This window comes from Bradyrhizobium sp. WBAH42 (assembly GCF_024585265.1).
In the GTDB taxonomy this organism is placed as follows: domain Bacteria; phylum Pseudomonadota; class Alphaproteobacteria; order Rhizobiales; family Xanthobacteraceae; genus Bradyrhizobium.
On the sequence record NZ_CP036533.1, the window covers coordinates 4,564,360 to 4,579,120 of the forward strand.

Below are 14,761 nucleotides of genomic sequence, written 5' to 3' on the forward strand. Positions count from 1 at the left end.
TGTTCTTAGCCGAAATAGTGCGCCGGCGATGATCTGCCAAGAGCGCCGGACGCGAGTTGCGGAGCAGAAGAAAGGCGCAAACGGTGGTCGGGCAATGCCGCGATGCCCCGTTCACGTCTTCCTGCGGTAGAGAATGAAGCTGGCTGATTCTTCGGTGCGTTCAAACTCTGACGATAGGATTTGCTCCGTTATCGTCTTGAGCCAGTCATACTCGTATGTTGCGCCGCGCTCCAAAATGAAGTGATCGGACCCGGCAAAGCTGCGAGTGACATGTTCGGGGCTGAACGTATCCCGGAACGGAAGAAAGTAGCTCTTGGGCGCTCTGCCGGCGGTTGCGAGAACGAGCCAATCACGGTCCGACAGCAACAACAGGCGACCGTGGGGCGGCACGGCCTTGTTGATCAAGTCGATGTCGCTGGGATCGAGGTGCAAGTTGACCTTTCCCGCTCCGCGTCCCAACTTCAGGCTGGCGATGCTCGGATACTGCAGATAGGACGGCAGCCCGATCGTCACGTTCTGTTGACGATCCCTCGCATTGAAGAGCACGGCGAACGAGAGCACGGCCGTTGCCGTCAGCGAAACGGCAGGGATGGTTTGCGACGTCTGGCGGCCGAGGACTGCGCGGAATGCCGCCCGGCACCACCACGCGCCAATGGCAAGAAAGGCAAAGGCGTTTTGCTGCCACACCGCGTCAAGCGACCGATTCATCCATTTGGCCATGAAGACCAGTGCGACGATCGAGAGGACGAGAAGATAGGCCCGTTCGATCGAGCGAGATCCTGCCCATGTTGCGGCAACGCTGATAGCCGTGCCGATAGCCATCGCCGGAAAGATCAACTGATAGAATGTCCCGAAGCCGGGCTCCCACTTGATCGGCACGCCGACCCAGTTCGAGACGCTGTGCAGGGCGATCGGCGCAAGCAGGACGCGCAGGAAGTCCATCGTGAGAACGGCAGGACCGTAGGCCGCGCCGAACAACGCGAGCAACATTACGGCAGACAGTCCGGTGAATGCCGCGACCTCCCAGGGCCAGCGTCTTTCGAGGATCCGTGCCGACAACACCGCGCACCCCACGACCCAGGTATAGATTCCGGTCTCGGTGTTCCAGAATATCGAGATCGCGCAGACGGCGGATAGCGCCGCCAACGACCAACCCGAAGGCTGGACCATGAGGTGCGCGAGGATGCCCGTGGCGATGAACACGAACATGTACCTGATTGCGAGAGCGGATGGTCCGGAGAATCCTTCGGCCTCGCCGAACTGGCAGAGTGCAAGAAATACGGCCGTCAGCACGAAGGGCAGCGCCTTGCTCTGGAAGAAGTCGCGCAGCACCCAATAGGCCGACAGGTGATAGATTGCGATGCAGGCGGCAACGAAACCGACGTAACGCAAATATAGAACGTTCGGGTCGGGGGGCAGGAGCATTCCGAACAAATGGGACGGTCCGTATCCATAGAAGGACAGGAAGTCCCGGCCCGGCACCATGCCATCGCTAAATTGATAGAGGGCCGGTCCGACGAGGAACGATACCGCGTGAGGATTGGTTGCAGCCTGGCCGGCCAAACGTTGTACGCTCAAGGGCAGTGTCAGGGCCAGCAGTGCCGCGATCAGCGCAGCGTCGATCCGCCCAAATTCAAAAAAGGTGATCGGCCTGAGTTCTGGCGCACCCTCGATGCTTCCGTGGGGCCGGATTTGCTTCACGAAGGGTACGAAGATCGCGAGGACCGCGACGGTCAACGCCACAATGTGAAGTTCTTGCTGGAATGCGTCCCGGAGGAATGTCTCCAGGGACAGGACCATCGTCAGCATCGAAACGTAAAACAGAACGAGCGACCGCCCTTCGAACGGTCTCCGGAGCCTGAGCGCAGCGAAGGCCAAGACAGCGCCGAACACGTAGAACAGCAGATAGAAGATCTTCTCGGCACGCTTGATTGCCGCATCGCCCGTGACATGTGCCTCGATGACGGGAAAGTCCTGCGCGAGATTTACGCCCAGGCGCAACTTGGTGGCGTTCAAGATGAGATAGGCAACGATACCGGCCGCAACAGCGCCGATGCATGCCCCCCACATCGCCAAACTCTGAAACCGGCAAAGTCCAAGTTCTGATTCTGTTATCGGCTTAATGAGACGCAACAGCATTCCCCGCAGGCTATCCGGAAGGAACGTAAGGCAAACGAAATCTGCTGGCTAGCCGCGCAAGACGGAAAACCGGTCATCCCTGGATCGAGGCGTCATGCGACGACGCAACAGATCTGTCCTAGCAGCCGGCGCTTCTCGGAGTAGCTGAGGCATTGGCAGGATAGAGATTGCGATGACGAGGGGGTCTGCAGGTTCGGCCCCGAGCGCCTGACGTCACGCCGGAATCGTCGTCTCGTATTGAGTCAAGCCGTCGTCGAGCTTCACCCAGGCGAGCTTCTCGCTGACCCAGATGTGCTCGGTCGGGGCGAAGGCATTGCGATCGTCGAAAGTGGCCAGCGCCACGCCCGCCAGCGTGCCGTTGCGGCGCCAGGCAAACAGCCGCGTGCCGCACTGCTTGCAGAACACGCGGTCGATGTTTGCGGACGAGGCGTAGCGTGCGATCTCGCCCTCGACGCTGAGCGCACGCTGGTCGAACTGCGCGCGCGCGAAGTAGGGCGAGCCCATCGCCTTCTGGCAGATGCGGCAATGGCAGATGCGGACGTTGAGCGGCTCGCCCTCCGCCTTGAACCGCACCGCGCCGCACAGGCATCCACCTTCCCGGATCATGATGTCCTCAATAGGTTGCGCGCCCGCCCGAGATGTCGAACACAGCGCCGGTCGAGAAGGCGCAATCCTCGGATGCGAGCCAGGCCACCATCGCGGCGAGTTCTTCCACGAGGACGAAGCGTGCCTTCGGGATCTTCGACAGCATGAAGTCGATATGCTGCTGCGTCATCTGGTCGAAGATCGCGGTCTTCGCCGCGGCCGGTGTCACCGCGTTGACGAGGATGTCGTGGGCGGCGAGCTCCTTGCCGAGCGACTTCGTCAGCGCGATCAGGCCGGCCTTGGAGGCCGAATAATGCGCGGCGTTCGGATTGCCTTCCTTGCCGGCGATCGAGGCGATGTTCACGATCCGCCCGTATTTCTGCTTGAGCATTTCGGGCACGATCGCCTTACTGACGATGAAGGGGCCGTCGAGATTGATGCGCAGCACCTTGCGCCATTCATCGAGGTCGGTCTCCCAGACCGGCTTATTGACCCCGGCGATGCCGGCATTGTTGACGAGGATGTCGATCTTGCCGAAGGCCTTGAGCGTCGCATCGCGTGCCTGCTCGACGGCGGCCGTGTCGGTGACGTCGACCTTGAAGACTTTTGTCTCGCCGCCGATCTCCTTTGCGGTCTTCTCCGCCAGCGCGGCGTCGAAGTCCCAGATCGCGACTTTGGCGCCGGAGGCGACGAAGCGCTCGGCAATGGCGCGGCCAAAGCCCTGCGCACCGCCGGTGACGATGGCGATGCGGCCGTTGAGATCGATCTTGTTCATGCCGGCGGCCTTCTCGCGTCAGAGCATGTAGCCGCCGTCGACGACGAGGTCGACGCCGGTGGTGAAGGCGCTCTCGTCGCTGCCGAGATAGACCGCCATCGCCGCGATCTCCTCGGCGGTGCCGAGCCGGCCCATCTTCTGGCGGGAGATGAACATCTCCTTGCCCTGCGGTCCTTGCGCGGCGGCGCGGTCGAGCATCGAGGGCGTCTCGACGGTGCCGGGGCAGATCGAGTTGCAACGGATGCCCTTGGTGATGAAGTCGAGCGCGACCGCGCGGGACAGCAGCGACACTGCCGCCTTCGACGAGCTGTAGACGTAGCGGTTCGCCGGCGGCCGCAAGGCCGCGCAGGACGAGATGTTGACGATGCTGCCGCCGCCCCCCGCGATCATGTCGGGCAGGAAGGCCTTGATGGTCCGGTGCATCGACTTGACGTTCAGGTCGAACGAGAAATCGAAATCCTCCTCCGAGCAGTCCAGGATGGTGCCGTGATGCACGAAGCCGGCGGCGTTGAGCAGGATGTCGATCTTGCCGATGCGCTTGGCAAAGGCGTTGACGTCGGCGGTGTTGCGGACGTCGAGCTTGGCGACCTCGGCGATGCCTTCCTTGGTTAGGCTAGCGATGCCGGCCTCGTTGATGTCGGTGGCGATGACGGTTGCGCCTTCACGCGCGAATGCGATGGCGCAGGCGCGCCCGATGCCAGCGGCTGCAGCCGTGACGACGGCGCGCTTTCCTTTGAGGCGGTCTGCCATGTTGTTGTTCTCCTCACCAAGATCTGTTTGTTAGTTCGTCATTGCGAGGAGCTCTTGCGACGACGCAATCCAGGGGCTCTCCGCGGAGGCAGACTGGATTGCTTCGCTTCGCTCGCAATGACGGTGTGGCTGTCAGTGATTGTCCCGCGCCACACCGAACGTGCCGGCGACGTTCTGATAACGCGTCGCGAGCTCCATGCAGGCGCCGGTCGATTGCTGGCCGACGGTGTTGCGGTAGATCTCCTGCCACGGCGTCTGGTTCGGCGGATGCTTGAAGCCGCCGCTGGCCTTGAGCTCGGCGTGGCGCTTCTTCAGCTCCTCATCCGAGATCAGGATGTTGGCGCTGCCCTTGTTGAGGTCGATGCGCACCTTGTCGCCGGTCTTGAGGACGGCAAGCCCGCCATTGGCGGCGGCTTCCGGCGAGGCGTTGAGGATCGAGGGCGAGCCCGAGGTGCCGGACTGGCGGCCATCGCCGATGCAGGGCAGGGACAGGATGCCGCGTTTGATCAGCGCCGCCGGCGGCTGCATGTTCACGACCTCGGCGCCACCGGGGTAGCCGATCGGGCCGGTGCCGCGGATGAACAGCACGCAGCGCTCGTCGATGTCGAGCGAGGGATCGTCGATCCGCTCGTGGTAATCTTCCGGGCCCTCGAACACGATGGCGCGGCCCTCGAAAGCATTGAGGTCCTTCGGATTGCTGAGGTAGCGGTCGCGGAATTCCTTGGAGATCACGCTGGTCTTCATGATCGCGGAGTCGAACAGATTGCCCTTCAGCACCAGGAAGCCGGCGTCCTTCACCAGCGGCTTGTCGTAAGCCCAGATCACGTCGTTGTCGGGTGCGGGCGCGTTCTTGCAGTTCTCGCCGATGCCGCGGCCGTTGACAGTGATCGCGTCCTCATGGATGCGCTTGTGCTTCATCAGTTCGCGCACCACGGCAGGCACGCCGCCGGCGCGGTGGAATTCCTCGCCGAGATAGAAGCCGGCCGGCTGCATGTTGACCAGGAGCGGCACGTCGTGGCCGAACTTCTGCCAGTCGTCGATCGACAGCTCGACGCCGATATGGCGGGCGAGGGCGTTGATGTGGATCGGCGCATTGGTCGAGCCGCCGATCGCCGAATTGATCACGATGCAATTCTCGAACGCCTTGCGGGTCAGGATGTCCGAGGGCTTCAGGTCCTCCCAGACCATCTCGACGATGCGTTTTCCGGTCTCGTAGGCGATCTGGCCGCGCTCGCGATAGGGGGCCGGGATCGCCGCGCAGCCCGGCAGCGAGAAGCCGAGCGCTTCGGCAAGCCCATTCATGGTCGAGGCCGTGCCCATGGTGTTGCAATGGCCGACCGAGGGCGCCGAGGAGGCCACGATCTCCATGAATTCTTCATAGTCGATCTCGCCGGCGGCGAGCCGCTCGCGCGATTTCCAGACGATGGTGCCGGAGCCGGTGCGCTCGCCATTGTGCCAGCCGTTCAGCATCGGGCCGCCCGACAGCACGATCGCGGGCAGGTTGACCGTCGCCGCCGCCATCATGCAGGCCGGCGTGGTCTTGTCGCAGCCGGTGGTCAGCACCACGCCGTCGAGTGGATAGCCGTAGAGGATCTCGACCAGGCCGAGATAAGCGAGGTTGCGGTCGAGCGCCGCAGTCGGGCGCTTGCCAGTCTCCTGGATCGGATGGGTGGGGAATTCCATCGCAATGCCGCCGGCCTCGCGGATGCCTTCGCGAACGCGGTGCGCGAGCTCGAGATGATGGCGGTTGCAGGGAGACAGGTCGTTGCCGGTCTGGGCGATGCCGATGATCGGCTTGCCGGATTGCAGCTCGGCGCGGGTGAGGCCGAAGTTCAAATAGCGCTCCATATAGAGCGCGGTCATGCCCGGATTGTGCGGGTTGTTGAACCATTCCTGCGAGCGAAGATGGCGGCGGGTACCGTTACTGCCGGCGGCGTGCCCGTTGGTTGGTTTCTTTGTCATTGGTTTCTCCTGCAATGCAAACGCACTGGCGTCCGTCTCATGGTGGCCGCATGTGCGGTGCCCAACGGCGCGCGCGATGGATCTGCCTTCCCGCTGGCGGGTCGTTTCCTCACAATTCCGATACTAGTCGTGGCTGCTTGGTAACGCTACCATTATGTTCGCCGCAGCCCCGCCTGGTACGGGTGGCCTGCTCTCCGAACGCCGGGCCGACGAGCTTTGCCGCTCGATCACCTTGAAGCCGAGATCGAGCACCGGCTGCTCCGGGCGCCGGCCCTCGATCGCGTTGATCAGCATGGTGGCGGCCGTCTTCCCCATCTCGTAGCGATTGGTGCGGACGCTGGTGAGGGTGGGGACGGCGGAGGCCATGAACTCGAGGTCGTTGAAGCCGACGATGGCGATCTGCCCGGGCACTGCGATCTCCCGGCGCCGGCATTCGAACAGCACGCCGAGCGCGAGGTCGTCATTGGCGCAGAACACCGCGTCGATGTCGGGCTCGCGCGCCAGCAGATCGGTGAACAGGGCGCCGCCAAGCGTCACCGAGGTCGGTGTCGCCGTCGTGACCACCAGGCGCTGGTCGAACAATCCGGCGTCCTTCATGGCCGAGACATATCCGTCCAGCCGCCGCTGCACCCTGGGATCCATCCGCGCGCCAACGAAGCCGACCTTGCGGTGACCTTGCTCGAACAGGTGCGCGATCGCCGCGCGGGCCGCATCATAGTGTGAAAAGCCGATCATCATGTCGACGGGGTCCGGGCCGATCTCCATGATCTGCACGATCGGGCAGTCCGCGGCTCGAAGCATCGCGCGGGACTCCGTCGTCTGATCGATGCCGGTGACGATCAGCCCGGCCGGCTTCTGCGCCAGGAACAGACGCAGCAACTTCTCTTCCTGGAGAATGCTGTAGCGCGTGTTGGACAATTGGATCGAGTAGCGGCTGCCTTCGGACGAGTCGTAGATGCCGCGCAGCACGTCCGAGAACACGTTATTGGTGAGCGATGGGATCAAGACACCGATGACCTCGGTGCGTTGCGAGGCGAGGGCGCGTGCGGCAAGATTGGGCACATAGCCGAGCTCCTTGGCGGCGCTCTCGACCCGTGTCCGCTTGGCGACCGACAGGGCCTCCGGATTGCGGAAAAAGCGCGACGCGGTAATCGGGCTGACGCCGGCGAGCTCGGCCACTTCGGCCAGCCGGATTTTGCCTGACTTGGTGCGTTTTCGACCCATTTGCTGCTCTTAACACAGTCAGTCCCGCAAACAAAGGAACGTTGACAGCGCTACCAGCAACGACTAACCAAAGACAAATTGCCAAAACCGCACAAACTACCGACAATGTCGCCCGCTAAGCTCGGGCTTCGTTCGGTGAAGTCCGAAAAACAAGACGGTCGCGGCGCGAGAGGCGCCGTGGACTTTCGAGGAGGGAGCTAGATGTCGTCTGTGCAAATCCGCGACGTGCGGAAATCGTTCGGCAATTTTGAAGTCCTGCACGGCGTCACGATCCCGATCGAGGACGGTCAGTTCGTCGTCCTGGTCGGCCCCTCCGGCTGCGGCAAGTCGACGCTTCTGCGCATGCTCGCAGGCCTCGAGAACATCACCTCCGGCACGATCTCGATCGGCGACCGCGTCGTCAACAATGTCCAGCCCAAGGAGCGGGACATTGCGATGGTCTTCCAGAACTACGCGCTCTATCCGCACATGACGGTCGCCGACAACATGGGCTTCTCGCTCAAGCTGCGGAATGCCGGCTCGGACGAGATCAACAAGCGCGTCAAGCGCGCCGCTGAGATCCTCGCACTGTCGCCGCTGCTCGACCGCTACCCGCGCCAGCTCTCCGGCGGCCAGCGCCAGCGCGTCGCCATGGGCCGCGCCATCGTGCGCGATCCGCAGGTCTTCCTGTTCGACGAGCCGTTGTCGAACCTGGACGCCAAGCTGCGCGTCGCCATGCGCACCGAAATCAAGGAGCTGCATCAGCGCCTGAAGACGACGACCGTCTATGTCACCCACGACCAGATCGAGGCCATGACCATGGCCGACAAGATCGTCGTCATGCATGACGGCATCGTCGAGCAGATGGGCACGCCGCTCGAGCTCTACGACAAGCCCGACAACCAGTTCGTCGCCGGCTTCATCGGCTCGCCCGCGATGAACTTCCTGAAAGGCCATGTGCGCGTCAACGGTGTTGCGACCTTCGAAGGGCCGAACGGCGTCAAGCTCCCGCTCAAGAGCGCGCCGGCCGGCTCCGACGGCCGTCCTGCGGTCTACGGCGTGCGGCCGGAGCACTTCACCATCGCCGATGATGGTGCCGAGGCCGAGATCATCGTCGTCGAGCCGACCGGCTCGGAAACGCAAGTGTTCGCCAAGGTCGGCGGCGAGCAGGTCGTCGCGGTCTTCCGCGAGCGTCACCAGTTCAATCCGGGCGACAAGGTGCGGCTGAAGCCCGATCCGTCGCTGGTCCATCTGTTCGACGATGCGACGGGCAAGCGCATGAACGCCTAGCGCATCAGACCACAAGGCATAAGACAACAAAAAGCATCACAGGGAGGACAACATGCAAGACTTTACCCGCCGGTCTCTGCTCCAAGGCGGCACCGCTCTGGCCGCAACCGGCATGCTGACGGGGCCGGCACTGTTCGACTTCGCCAGGGCCTGGGCGCAGAGCGCGCCCTGGAAGGCCGAGCCCGGCGCCAAGCTGACCGTGATGCGCTGGAAGCGCTTCGTGCCGGCGGAGGACGACGCGTTCAACGCGATGGTGGCGGCATTCAAGGCCGCGACCGGCACCGAGATGAACGTATTCAGCGAGTCCTTCGAGGACGTGCAGCCGAAGGCATCCGTTGCAGCCAACACGGGCTCCGGCCTCGACGTCGCCTGGGGCCTGCACACATTGCCGCAGCTGTTCCCGACCAAAGTCCTGAAAATGAACGATGTCGCCGACTATCTCGGCAAGAAATATGGCGGCTGGACGGACGCTGCAGCAAAGACCTGCAAGCTTGGCGAAGACTGGCTGGGCATCCCTGTCGCGACCAACGGCGGCTATATGACCTACCGGAAGTCGGCGACGGACAAAGCGGGCTTCAAGGAATTCCCGAAAGATTTCCCAAGCTTCCTGGAGATGTGCAAAGCGCTCAAGGCGAACAACACGCCGGCCGGCTTTGCCCTCGGACATGCGAGCGGCGATGCCAACGGCTGGCTGCACTGGATCCTCTGGGGCCACAATGCGTGGACTGTCAATGAGAAGGATCAGGTCAGCATCAATTCGCCCGAGACCGCAAAGGCGCTAGAGTATTGCAAAGCGCTTTACGAGACTTTCATCCCAGGCACGCCTTCCTGGAACGACTCATCCAATAATAAGGCGTACCTGGCCGGTGAACTCTATTGCACCCTCAACGGCATTTCGATCTATGTTGCCGCCAAGACCGATCCTACCAAGAAGGAACTGGCGGAAGATACCTATCACGCGCTGCACCCGGTCGGACCGATCGGCAAGCCGACCGAGCTGCAGCTTACGCTGCCGATCCTCGCCTTCAACTTCACCAAATATCCGAACGCGGCGAAGGCCTTCGTCGCCTTCATGCTGGAGAAGGAGAACTACGAGAAGTGGCTGGACGGCGCGCAAGGCTATCTGCAGCAGACCTTGAACGCCTATGAATCGGCGTCGGTCTGGACGGCCGATCCCAAGAACGCCGTGTACTCGCAGGCCTCCAAGCGCACGCTGCCGGCGTCCGGCATCGGCACCGTCGGCGAGAAGGCGGCGACCGCGATCGCCGATTTCATCGTCGTCGACATGTTCGCCAATTACTGCACCGGCGCCAAGGATGCGAAGGGCGCGATGGCCGAAGCCGAGCGCCAGCTGAAGCGCATCTATCGCTGAACGGTCACGGGGCGGGCGGCTCTTGGGCCGCCCGCTCGTCAACATTTCGATCAGGGATATCGGGCATGGCTGATGTCGCAATTCCCCGGGCCAAGCCTCAGTTGAGCGAGGACAGCGTCTGGACCCAGCTCAAACACAATCGCAACTGGCTGGGCTTCTGGTTCATGGTGCCGGCCATGGCCTTCCTGATCTTCTTCCTGGCCTATCCGCTCGGGCTCGGCATCTGGCTGTCCTTCACGGACACGCGTATCGGCAGGGTCGGGCACTTCGTCGCCACCGAGAACTATGAGTGGTTGTGGGACGATTCCATCTTCTGGCTGTCGGTGTTCAACACGCTGCTCTACACCTTCGTCGCCAGCGCCCTCAAATTCGCGATCGGCCTCTACCTCGCGCTGCTGCTGAACGAGAACATGCCGTTCAAGGCGATGCTGCGCGCGATGGTCCTGATTCCCTTCATCGTGCCGACGGTGCTCTCGGCGCTGGCGTTCTGGTGGATCTTCGACTCGCAATTCTCCATCATCTCCTGGTCGCTGAAGCATCTCGGCCTGATCAACCAGAACATCAACTTCCTCGGCGACACGACCTGGGCACGCATTTGCGTGATCTTCGCCAATATCTGGCGCGGCGTGCCCTTCGTGGCGATCACGCTGCTCGCAGGGCTGCAGACCGTCTCGCCCTCGCTCTATGAAGCGGCGACGCTCGACGGCGCCACGCGCTGGCAGAATTTCCGCTACATCACCTATCCGCTGCTGACGCCGATCATCGCCGTGGTGATGACCTTCTCCGTGCTCTTCACCTTCACCGATTTCCAGCTGATCTGGGCGATGACGCGTGGCGGCCCGGTCAACGCCACTCACCTGATGGCGACCCTGTCCTATCAGCGCGCGATCATCGCCGGGCAGCTCGGCGAGGGCGCCGCGATCTCCAGCGCGATGATTCCGTTCCTGCTCGCCGCCATCATGGTCTCGTGGTTCGGATTGCAGCGCCGGAAGTGGCAGCAGGGAGAGAGCAATGACTGACCTGCCCACCAGATCCATCGATCTCAAGAATGTGCTGTCGGGCTCGGCGCCTACGGCCGATCACAGCGAGGGCATGAGCTATCTGCAGTCGGTGCCGCGCAGGCTCGTGACGCTGTATCTGCCGCTCACGATCATCGTCGTCGTCCTGCTGTTCCCGTTCTACTGGATGGCGCTGACCTCAGTGAAGCCCGACGAGCAGCTGCTCGATCTCGACAAGTACAACCCGTTCTGGACCTGGAGCCCGACGTTCAAGCATTTCTACAAGCTGCTGTTCGAGAGCTATTATCCGCACTGGCTCTGGAACACGATGTACGTCGCGGTTTGCGCCACGATCCTGTCGATCATCGCATCGGTGCTCGCGGCCTACGCCATCGTGCGCTTGCGTTACAAGGGCGCCAATCTCGTCGGCGGCCTGATCTTCCTCGCCTATCTGGTGCCGCCGTCGATCCTGTTCATTCCGCTGGCCACCGTCGTGTTTCAGTACGGCCTGTTCGACTCGCCGCTGGCGCTGATCCTGACCTATCCGACCATCCTGATCCCGTTCTCGACCTGGCTGTTGATGGGCTATTTCAAGACCATCCCGTTCGAGCTCGAGGAATGCGCGCTGATCGACGGGGCGAGCCGCTGGCAAATCCTGATCAAGATCGTGCTGCCGCTCGCAATTCCCGGCCTGATCTCGGCCTTCATCTTCTGCTTCACGCTGTGCTGGAACGAGTTCATCTACGCTCTGACGTTCCTGCAATCGACCAGCAACAAGACCGTGCCGGTCGCGATCGTCAACGAGTTCGTGGACGGCGACATCTACCGCTGGGGTTCGCTGATGGCGGGCGCGCTGGCCGGCTCGTTGCCGCTCGTGATCCTTTACGCCTTCTTCGTGGAGCATTATGTGTCGGCGATGACCGGCGCCGTGAAGGAATGATCGCGGGGCCTGCCGGGGGTGCGCCAATGGGTTTCAAGAGCGGCGCGCTCCGGCCAATAAGAAGGAGTTGAGCTCTTGCACATTCTGGTTCTCGGCGCCGCCGGCATGGTCGGCCGCAAACTCTGTGAACGGCTGCTGCGCGACGGCCGGCTCGGCAAGAGCGACATCACGAAATTGACCATGCACGACGTGGTCGAGCCGAAGAAGCCGGAGAAGGCCGGTTTCCCGGTCGAGACCGTGTCGGGCGATTTCGCCGTCCCGGGCGCCGCCGAGAAGCTGATCGCAGGCCGCCCCGACGTGATCTTCCATCTCGCCGCGATCGTCTCCGGCGAGGCCGAGCTCGATTTCGACAAGGGCTATCGCATCAATCTCGACGGCACGCGGATGCTGCTCGATGCGATCCGCCTTGCGGGCGGCGGCTACAAGCCGCGCGTGGTGTTCACGTCCTCGATCGCGGTGTTCGGCGCGCCGTTTCCCGATGCGATCGGCGATGAGTTCTTCCATACCCCGCTGCTCAGCTACGGCACCCAGAAGGCGATCGGAGAGTTGCTGCTCGCCGACTATTCCCGCCGCGGCTTCCTCGACGGCATCGGCATCCGCCTGCCGACCATCTGCATCCGGCCGGGCCTGCCCAACAAGGCGGCCTCGGGCTTCTTCTCCAACATCCTGCGTGAGCCGCTGGCCGGCAAGGAAGCGGTCCTTCCCGTATCCGAGGACGTCCGCCACTGGCACGCCACGCCGCGCTCGGCCGTCGGCTTCCTGCTTCACGCCGGCACCATGGATCTCGCCACCGTCGGCCCGCGCCGCAACCTGACCATGCCCGGCCTGTCGGCGACGGTCGGCGAGCAGATCGCCGCCTTGAAGCGGGTTGCGGGCGAGAAGGTCGCCGCGCGCATCAAGCGCGAGCCCGATCCCTTCATCGTCGGCATCGTCGGCGGCTGGCCGCGCAATTTCGACGCCAGGCGGTCGCGCGAGCTCGGCTTCACCACCGCCGAGAAGACGTTCGACGATATCATCCGCATTCACATCGAAGACGAGCTCGGCGGCAATTTCGTCGCCTGACCTCCGACAGAGCGGGCCCTGATGATGGCGAGCGCTGCTTGCATCGGTGAATGCATGGTCGAGCTCCGGCAGGCCCAAGGCGGCGCGTCTGCCGGGCAGGGCGGTGGTCTCTACTCACGCGGCTTCGGCGGCGACACCCTCAACACGGCCGTGTATCTGGCCCGGCTGGACGTCAAGGTCGACTATCTCACCGCGCTTGGCGACGATGCCCTGAGCGATGAGATGGTCGCGGCCTGGAATGCGGAAGGCGTCGGCACGCGGCGTGTCGTGCGGCTCGCGGGCAAGCTGCCCGGCCTCTATATCATCCAGACGGATGGCAGGGGCGAGCGCCAGTTCTTCCACTGGCGCGACAGCGCGGCGGCGCGGCAGCTGATGAGCCTGCCGGAGACCGACGAGCTGCTCAACTCGCTGATGAGCTACGACATCGTCTATCTCTCCGCCATCACGCTCTCGATCTACGACGCGGCCGGGCGCGATCGGCTGTTCGGCGCGATCAAGCGCGCGCGCCTGCTCGGCACCCGCTTCGTGTTCGACACCAATTTCCGCGCGCGCGGCTGGCCGGACCGCGATATCGCGCGGGAGGTGTTTGCCACCGCCTTCGCGGCCGCCGACATCGTGCTGACCTCGACCGAGGACCTGCTCGCGCTGCACCCCGGAGAAAGTCAGGACCAGCTGATGGCGCGCATCCCGACCCCGGAGCTGGTGTTCCGTCTGCCCGAGCCGGTGAGCCTGTTGCGCTACCCCGGCGGCGCCAGCGAGGTCCGCGCCGAGCCGATGACCAAGCCCGTGGTCGATACCACCGCCGCCGGCGACAGCTTCGCCGCCGCCTATATCGCGGCCCGGCTCGCCGGCGCCGAGCCGGTCGAGGCGGCCGAGGCCGGACATCGCCTCGCCAGCCTCGTGATCTGCTATCCCGGCGCCATCATTCCGGGCTATGCCATGCCGCCGAAGAAGCGGCACCGGCCGGCGGCCTCCCGCCAGGCCAGCAAGTAAACAGCGACCAAATGAGTCGAGAGCTATGACCACGGCTGCCCAACAGAACCATCTCGTCGCGCTGTTCAAGGCTGCGACAGTCATTCCCGTCCTCACCATCGAGCGCATCCAGGACGCCGTGCCGCTGGCGCGCGCGCTGGTTGCCGGCGGTGTCCGCACGCTGGAGGTGACCTTGCGCACGCCCGTTGCGATCGAGGCGGCGCGCGCGGTGATGAACGAGGTCCCTGAGGCGGTCGTCGGCATCGGCACCATTCTCAATCCGGCCGACTTCAGCCGGGTCGAGAAGCTTGGCGTCGCGTTCGGCATCAGCCCGGGCCTGACCCCCGATCTCCTCAAGGCCGCGACCGACAGCTCCTTGCCCTTCGCGCCGGGCATTGCCACGGCATCCGAGCTGATGATGGCGCTGTCGTACGGTTTCGACGTCGCAAAGTTCTTCCCGGCGGAGCAGGCCGGCGGCATCAAGGGCTTGCGTGCCCTCGGCGGGCCATTCCCGAACGTGCGGTTCTGCCCGACCGGCGGGGTGGGCGAGGCCAATGCCGCGACCTGGCTGGCCGAACCCAATGTCGTTGCGGTCGGCGGGTCCTGGCTGTGCCCGACAGGGGAGATCCGGGCCGGGAACTGGGCCGGCATAACTGCCATCTGCGAGCGGACCCTCAAGGCGCTGAAAGCCGCGTGAAGTCTTGTCATCCCTG

The 14,761-nt window shown here is 63.6% G+C and carries 13 protein-coding genes; 7 read left to right on the forward strand and 6 right to left on the reverse strand.

Annotation, left to right across the window (positions count from 1 at the left end; translation table 11 throughout):
• Positions 1 to 111: 111 nt before the first annotated feature.
• From DCG74_RS21110 to DCG74_RS21135, 6 genes are all read right to left on the reverse strand, one after another.
• Positions 112 to 2,139 carry a hypothetical protein gene (locus DCG74_RS21110; RefSeq protein ID WP_172786316.1) on the reverse strand — a complete coding sequence of 676 codons (2,028 nt, stop codon included), beginning with the start codon at positions 2,137 to 2,139 and terminating at the stop codon, positions 112 to 114.
• Between the two features lie 213 nt (positions 2,140 to 2,352).
• On the reverse strand, positions 2,353 to 2,745 hold the full coding sequence (locus DCG74_RS21115; protein ID WP_172786317.1) for a GFA family protein: 393 nt from the start codon (positions 2,743 to 2,745) through the stop codon (positions 2,353 to 2,355).
• 7 nt (positions 2,746 to 2,752) lie between these two features.
• On the reverse strand, positions 2,753 to 3,499 hold the full coding sequence (locus DCG74_RS21120; RefSeq protein ID WP_172786318.1) for an SDR family NAD(P)-dependent oxidoreductase: 747 nt from the start codon (positions 3,497 to 3,499) through the stop codon (positions 2,753 to 2,755).
• Positions 3,500 to 3,517: 18 nt separating this feature from the next.
• Complete coding sequence (locus tag DCG74_RS21125) at positions 3,518 to 4,249, reverse strand: SDR family oxidoreductase (RefSeq protein ID WP_172786319.1); 732 nt, start codon at positions 4,247 to 4,249, stop codon at positions 3,518 to 3,520.
• Between the two features lie 132 nt (positions 4,250 to 4,381).
• Positions 4,382 to 6,211: an IlvD/Edd family dehydratase gene (locus DCG74_RS21130; RefSeq protein ID WP_172786320.1), complete on the reverse strand. Its 1,830-nt coding sequence runs from the start codon at positions 6,209 to 6,211 to the stop codon at positions 4,382 to 4,384.
• 123 nt (positions 6,212 to 6,334) lie between these two features.
• Positions 6,335 to 7,435, reverse strand: a complete 1,101-nt coding sequence (locus DCG74_RS21135) for a LacI family DNA-binding transcriptional regulator (protein ID WP_172786321.1) — start codon at positions 7,433 to 7,435, stop codon at positions 6,335 to 6,337.
• A gap of 201 nt (positions 7,436 to 7,636) precedes the next feature.
• On the opposite strand from DCG74_RS21135, the gene DCG74_RS21140 reads away from it, so the two are divergent.
• The 7 genes from DCG74_RS21140 (at position 7,637) to eda (ending at position 14,745) form a co-directional block, all read left to right on the forward strand.
• Positions 7,637 to 8,704, forward strand: coding sequence for an ABC transporter ATP-binding protein (locus DCG74_RS21140; protein ID WP_145658713.1), 1,068 nt, complete (start codon positions 7,637 to 7,639; stop codon positions 8,702 to 8,704).
• A 52-nt stretch (positions 8,705 to 8,756) separates the two neighbouring features.
• Positions 8,757 to 10,076, forward strand: coding sequence for an ABC transporter substrate-binding protein (locus DCG74_RS21145; RefSeq protein WP_172786322.1), 1,320 nt, complete (start codon positions 8,757 to 8,759; stop codon positions 10,074 to 10,076).
• A 65-nt stretch (positions 10,077 to 10,141) separates the two neighbouring features.
• Positions 10,142 to 11,095 (forward strand): carbohydrate ABC transporter permease, encoded by a 954-nt coding sequence (locus DCG74_RS21150; RefSeq protein WP_172786323.1) that lies wholly within the window; start codon positions 10,142 to 10,144, stop codon positions 11,093 to 11,095.
• A complete protein-coding gene (locus DCG74_RS21155; RefSeq protein WP_172786324.1) occupies positions 11,088 to 12,014 on the forward strand; it encodes a carbohydrate ABC transporter permease in 927 nt (308 codons plus the stop codon). The genes DCG74_RS21150 and DCG74_RS21155 overlap by 8 nt, the downstream gene beginning before the upstream one ends.
• Before the next feature lie 75 nt (positions 12,015 to 12,089).
• On the forward strand, positions 12,090 to 13,076 hold the full coding sequence (gene denD / locus DCG74_RS21160) for a D-erythronate dehydrogenase (protein ID WP_172786325.1): 987 nt from the start codon (positions 12,090 to 12,092) through the stop codon (positions 13,074 to 13,076).
• Between the two features lie 24 nt (positions 13,077 to 13,100).
• Positions 13,101 to 14,069 (forward strand): sugar kinase, encoded by a 969-nt coding sequence (locus tag DCG74_RS21165; protein ID WP_172786509.1) that lies wholly within the window; start codon positions 13,101 to 13,103, stop codon positions 14,067 to 14,069.
• 25 nt (positions 14,070 to 14,094) lie between these two features.
• Positions 14,095 to 14,745, forward strand: a complete 651-nt coding sequence (gene eda, locus DCG74_RS21170) for a bifunctional 4-hydroxy-2-oxoglutarate aldolase/2-dehydro-3-deoxy-phosphogluconate aldolase (RefSeq protein WP_172786326.1) — start codon at positions 14,095 to 14,097, stop codon at positions 14,743 to 14,745.
• The last annotated feature ends 16 nt before the right edge of the window (positions 14,746 to 14,761 follow it).

What these genes read in the sequence shown, in the direction of transcription:
- DCG74_RS21130 (WP_172786320.1), bottom strand. Translation starts at nt 6,211, where the DNA reads ATGACAAAGAAACCAACCAACGGGCACGCCGCCGGCAGTAACGGTACC.
- DCG74_RS21140 (WP_145658713.1), top strand. Translation starts at nt 7,637, where the DNA reads ATGTCGTCTGTGCAAATCCGCGACGTGCGGAAATCGTTCGGCAATTTT.
- DCG74_RS21135 (WP_172786321.1), bottom strand. Translation starts at nt 7,435, where the DNA reads ATGGGTCGAAAACGCACCAAGTCAGGCAAAATCCGGCTGGCCGAAGTG.
- DCG74_RS21110 (WP_172786316.1), bottom strand. Translation starts at nt 2,139, where the DNA reads ATGCTGTTGCGTCTCATTAAGCCGATAACAGAATCAGAACTTGGACTT.
- DCG74_RS21165 (WP_172786509.1), top strand. Translation starts at nt 13,101, where the DNA reads ATGGCGAGCGCTGCTTGCATCGGTGAATGCATGGTCGAGCTCCGGCAG.
- DCG74_RS21115 (WP_172786317.1), bottom strand. Translation starts at nt 2,745, where the DNA reads ATGATCCGGGAAGGTGGATGCCTGTGCGGCGCGGTGCGGTTCAAGGCG.
- DCG74_RS21155 (WP_172786324.1), top strand. Translation starts at nt 11,088, where the DNA reads ATGACTGACCTGCCCACCAGATCCATCGATCTCAAGAATGTGCTGTCG.
- DCG74_RS21150 (WP_172786323.1), top strand. Translation starts at nt 10,142, where the DNA reads ATGGCTGATGTCGCAATTCCCCGGGCCAAGCCTCAGTTGAGCGAGGAC.
- DCG74_RS21120 (WP_172786318.1), bottom strand. Translation starts at nt 3,499, where the DNA reads ATGAACAAGATCGATCTCAACGGCCGCATCGCCATCGTCACCGGCGGT.
- DCG74_RS21125 (WP_172786319.1), bottom strand. Translation starts at nt 4,249, where the DNA reads ATGGCAGACCGCCTCAAAGGAAAGCGCGCCGTCGTCACGGCTGCAGCC.
- eda (WP_172786326.1), top strand. Translation starts at nt 14,095, where the DNA reads ATGACCACGGCTGCCCAACAGAACCATCTCGTCGCGCTGTTCAAGGCT.
- DCG74_RS21145 (WP_172786322.1), top strand. Translation starts at nt 8,757, where the DNA reads ATGCAAGACTTTACCCGCCGGTCTCTGCTCCAAGGCGGCACCGCTCTG.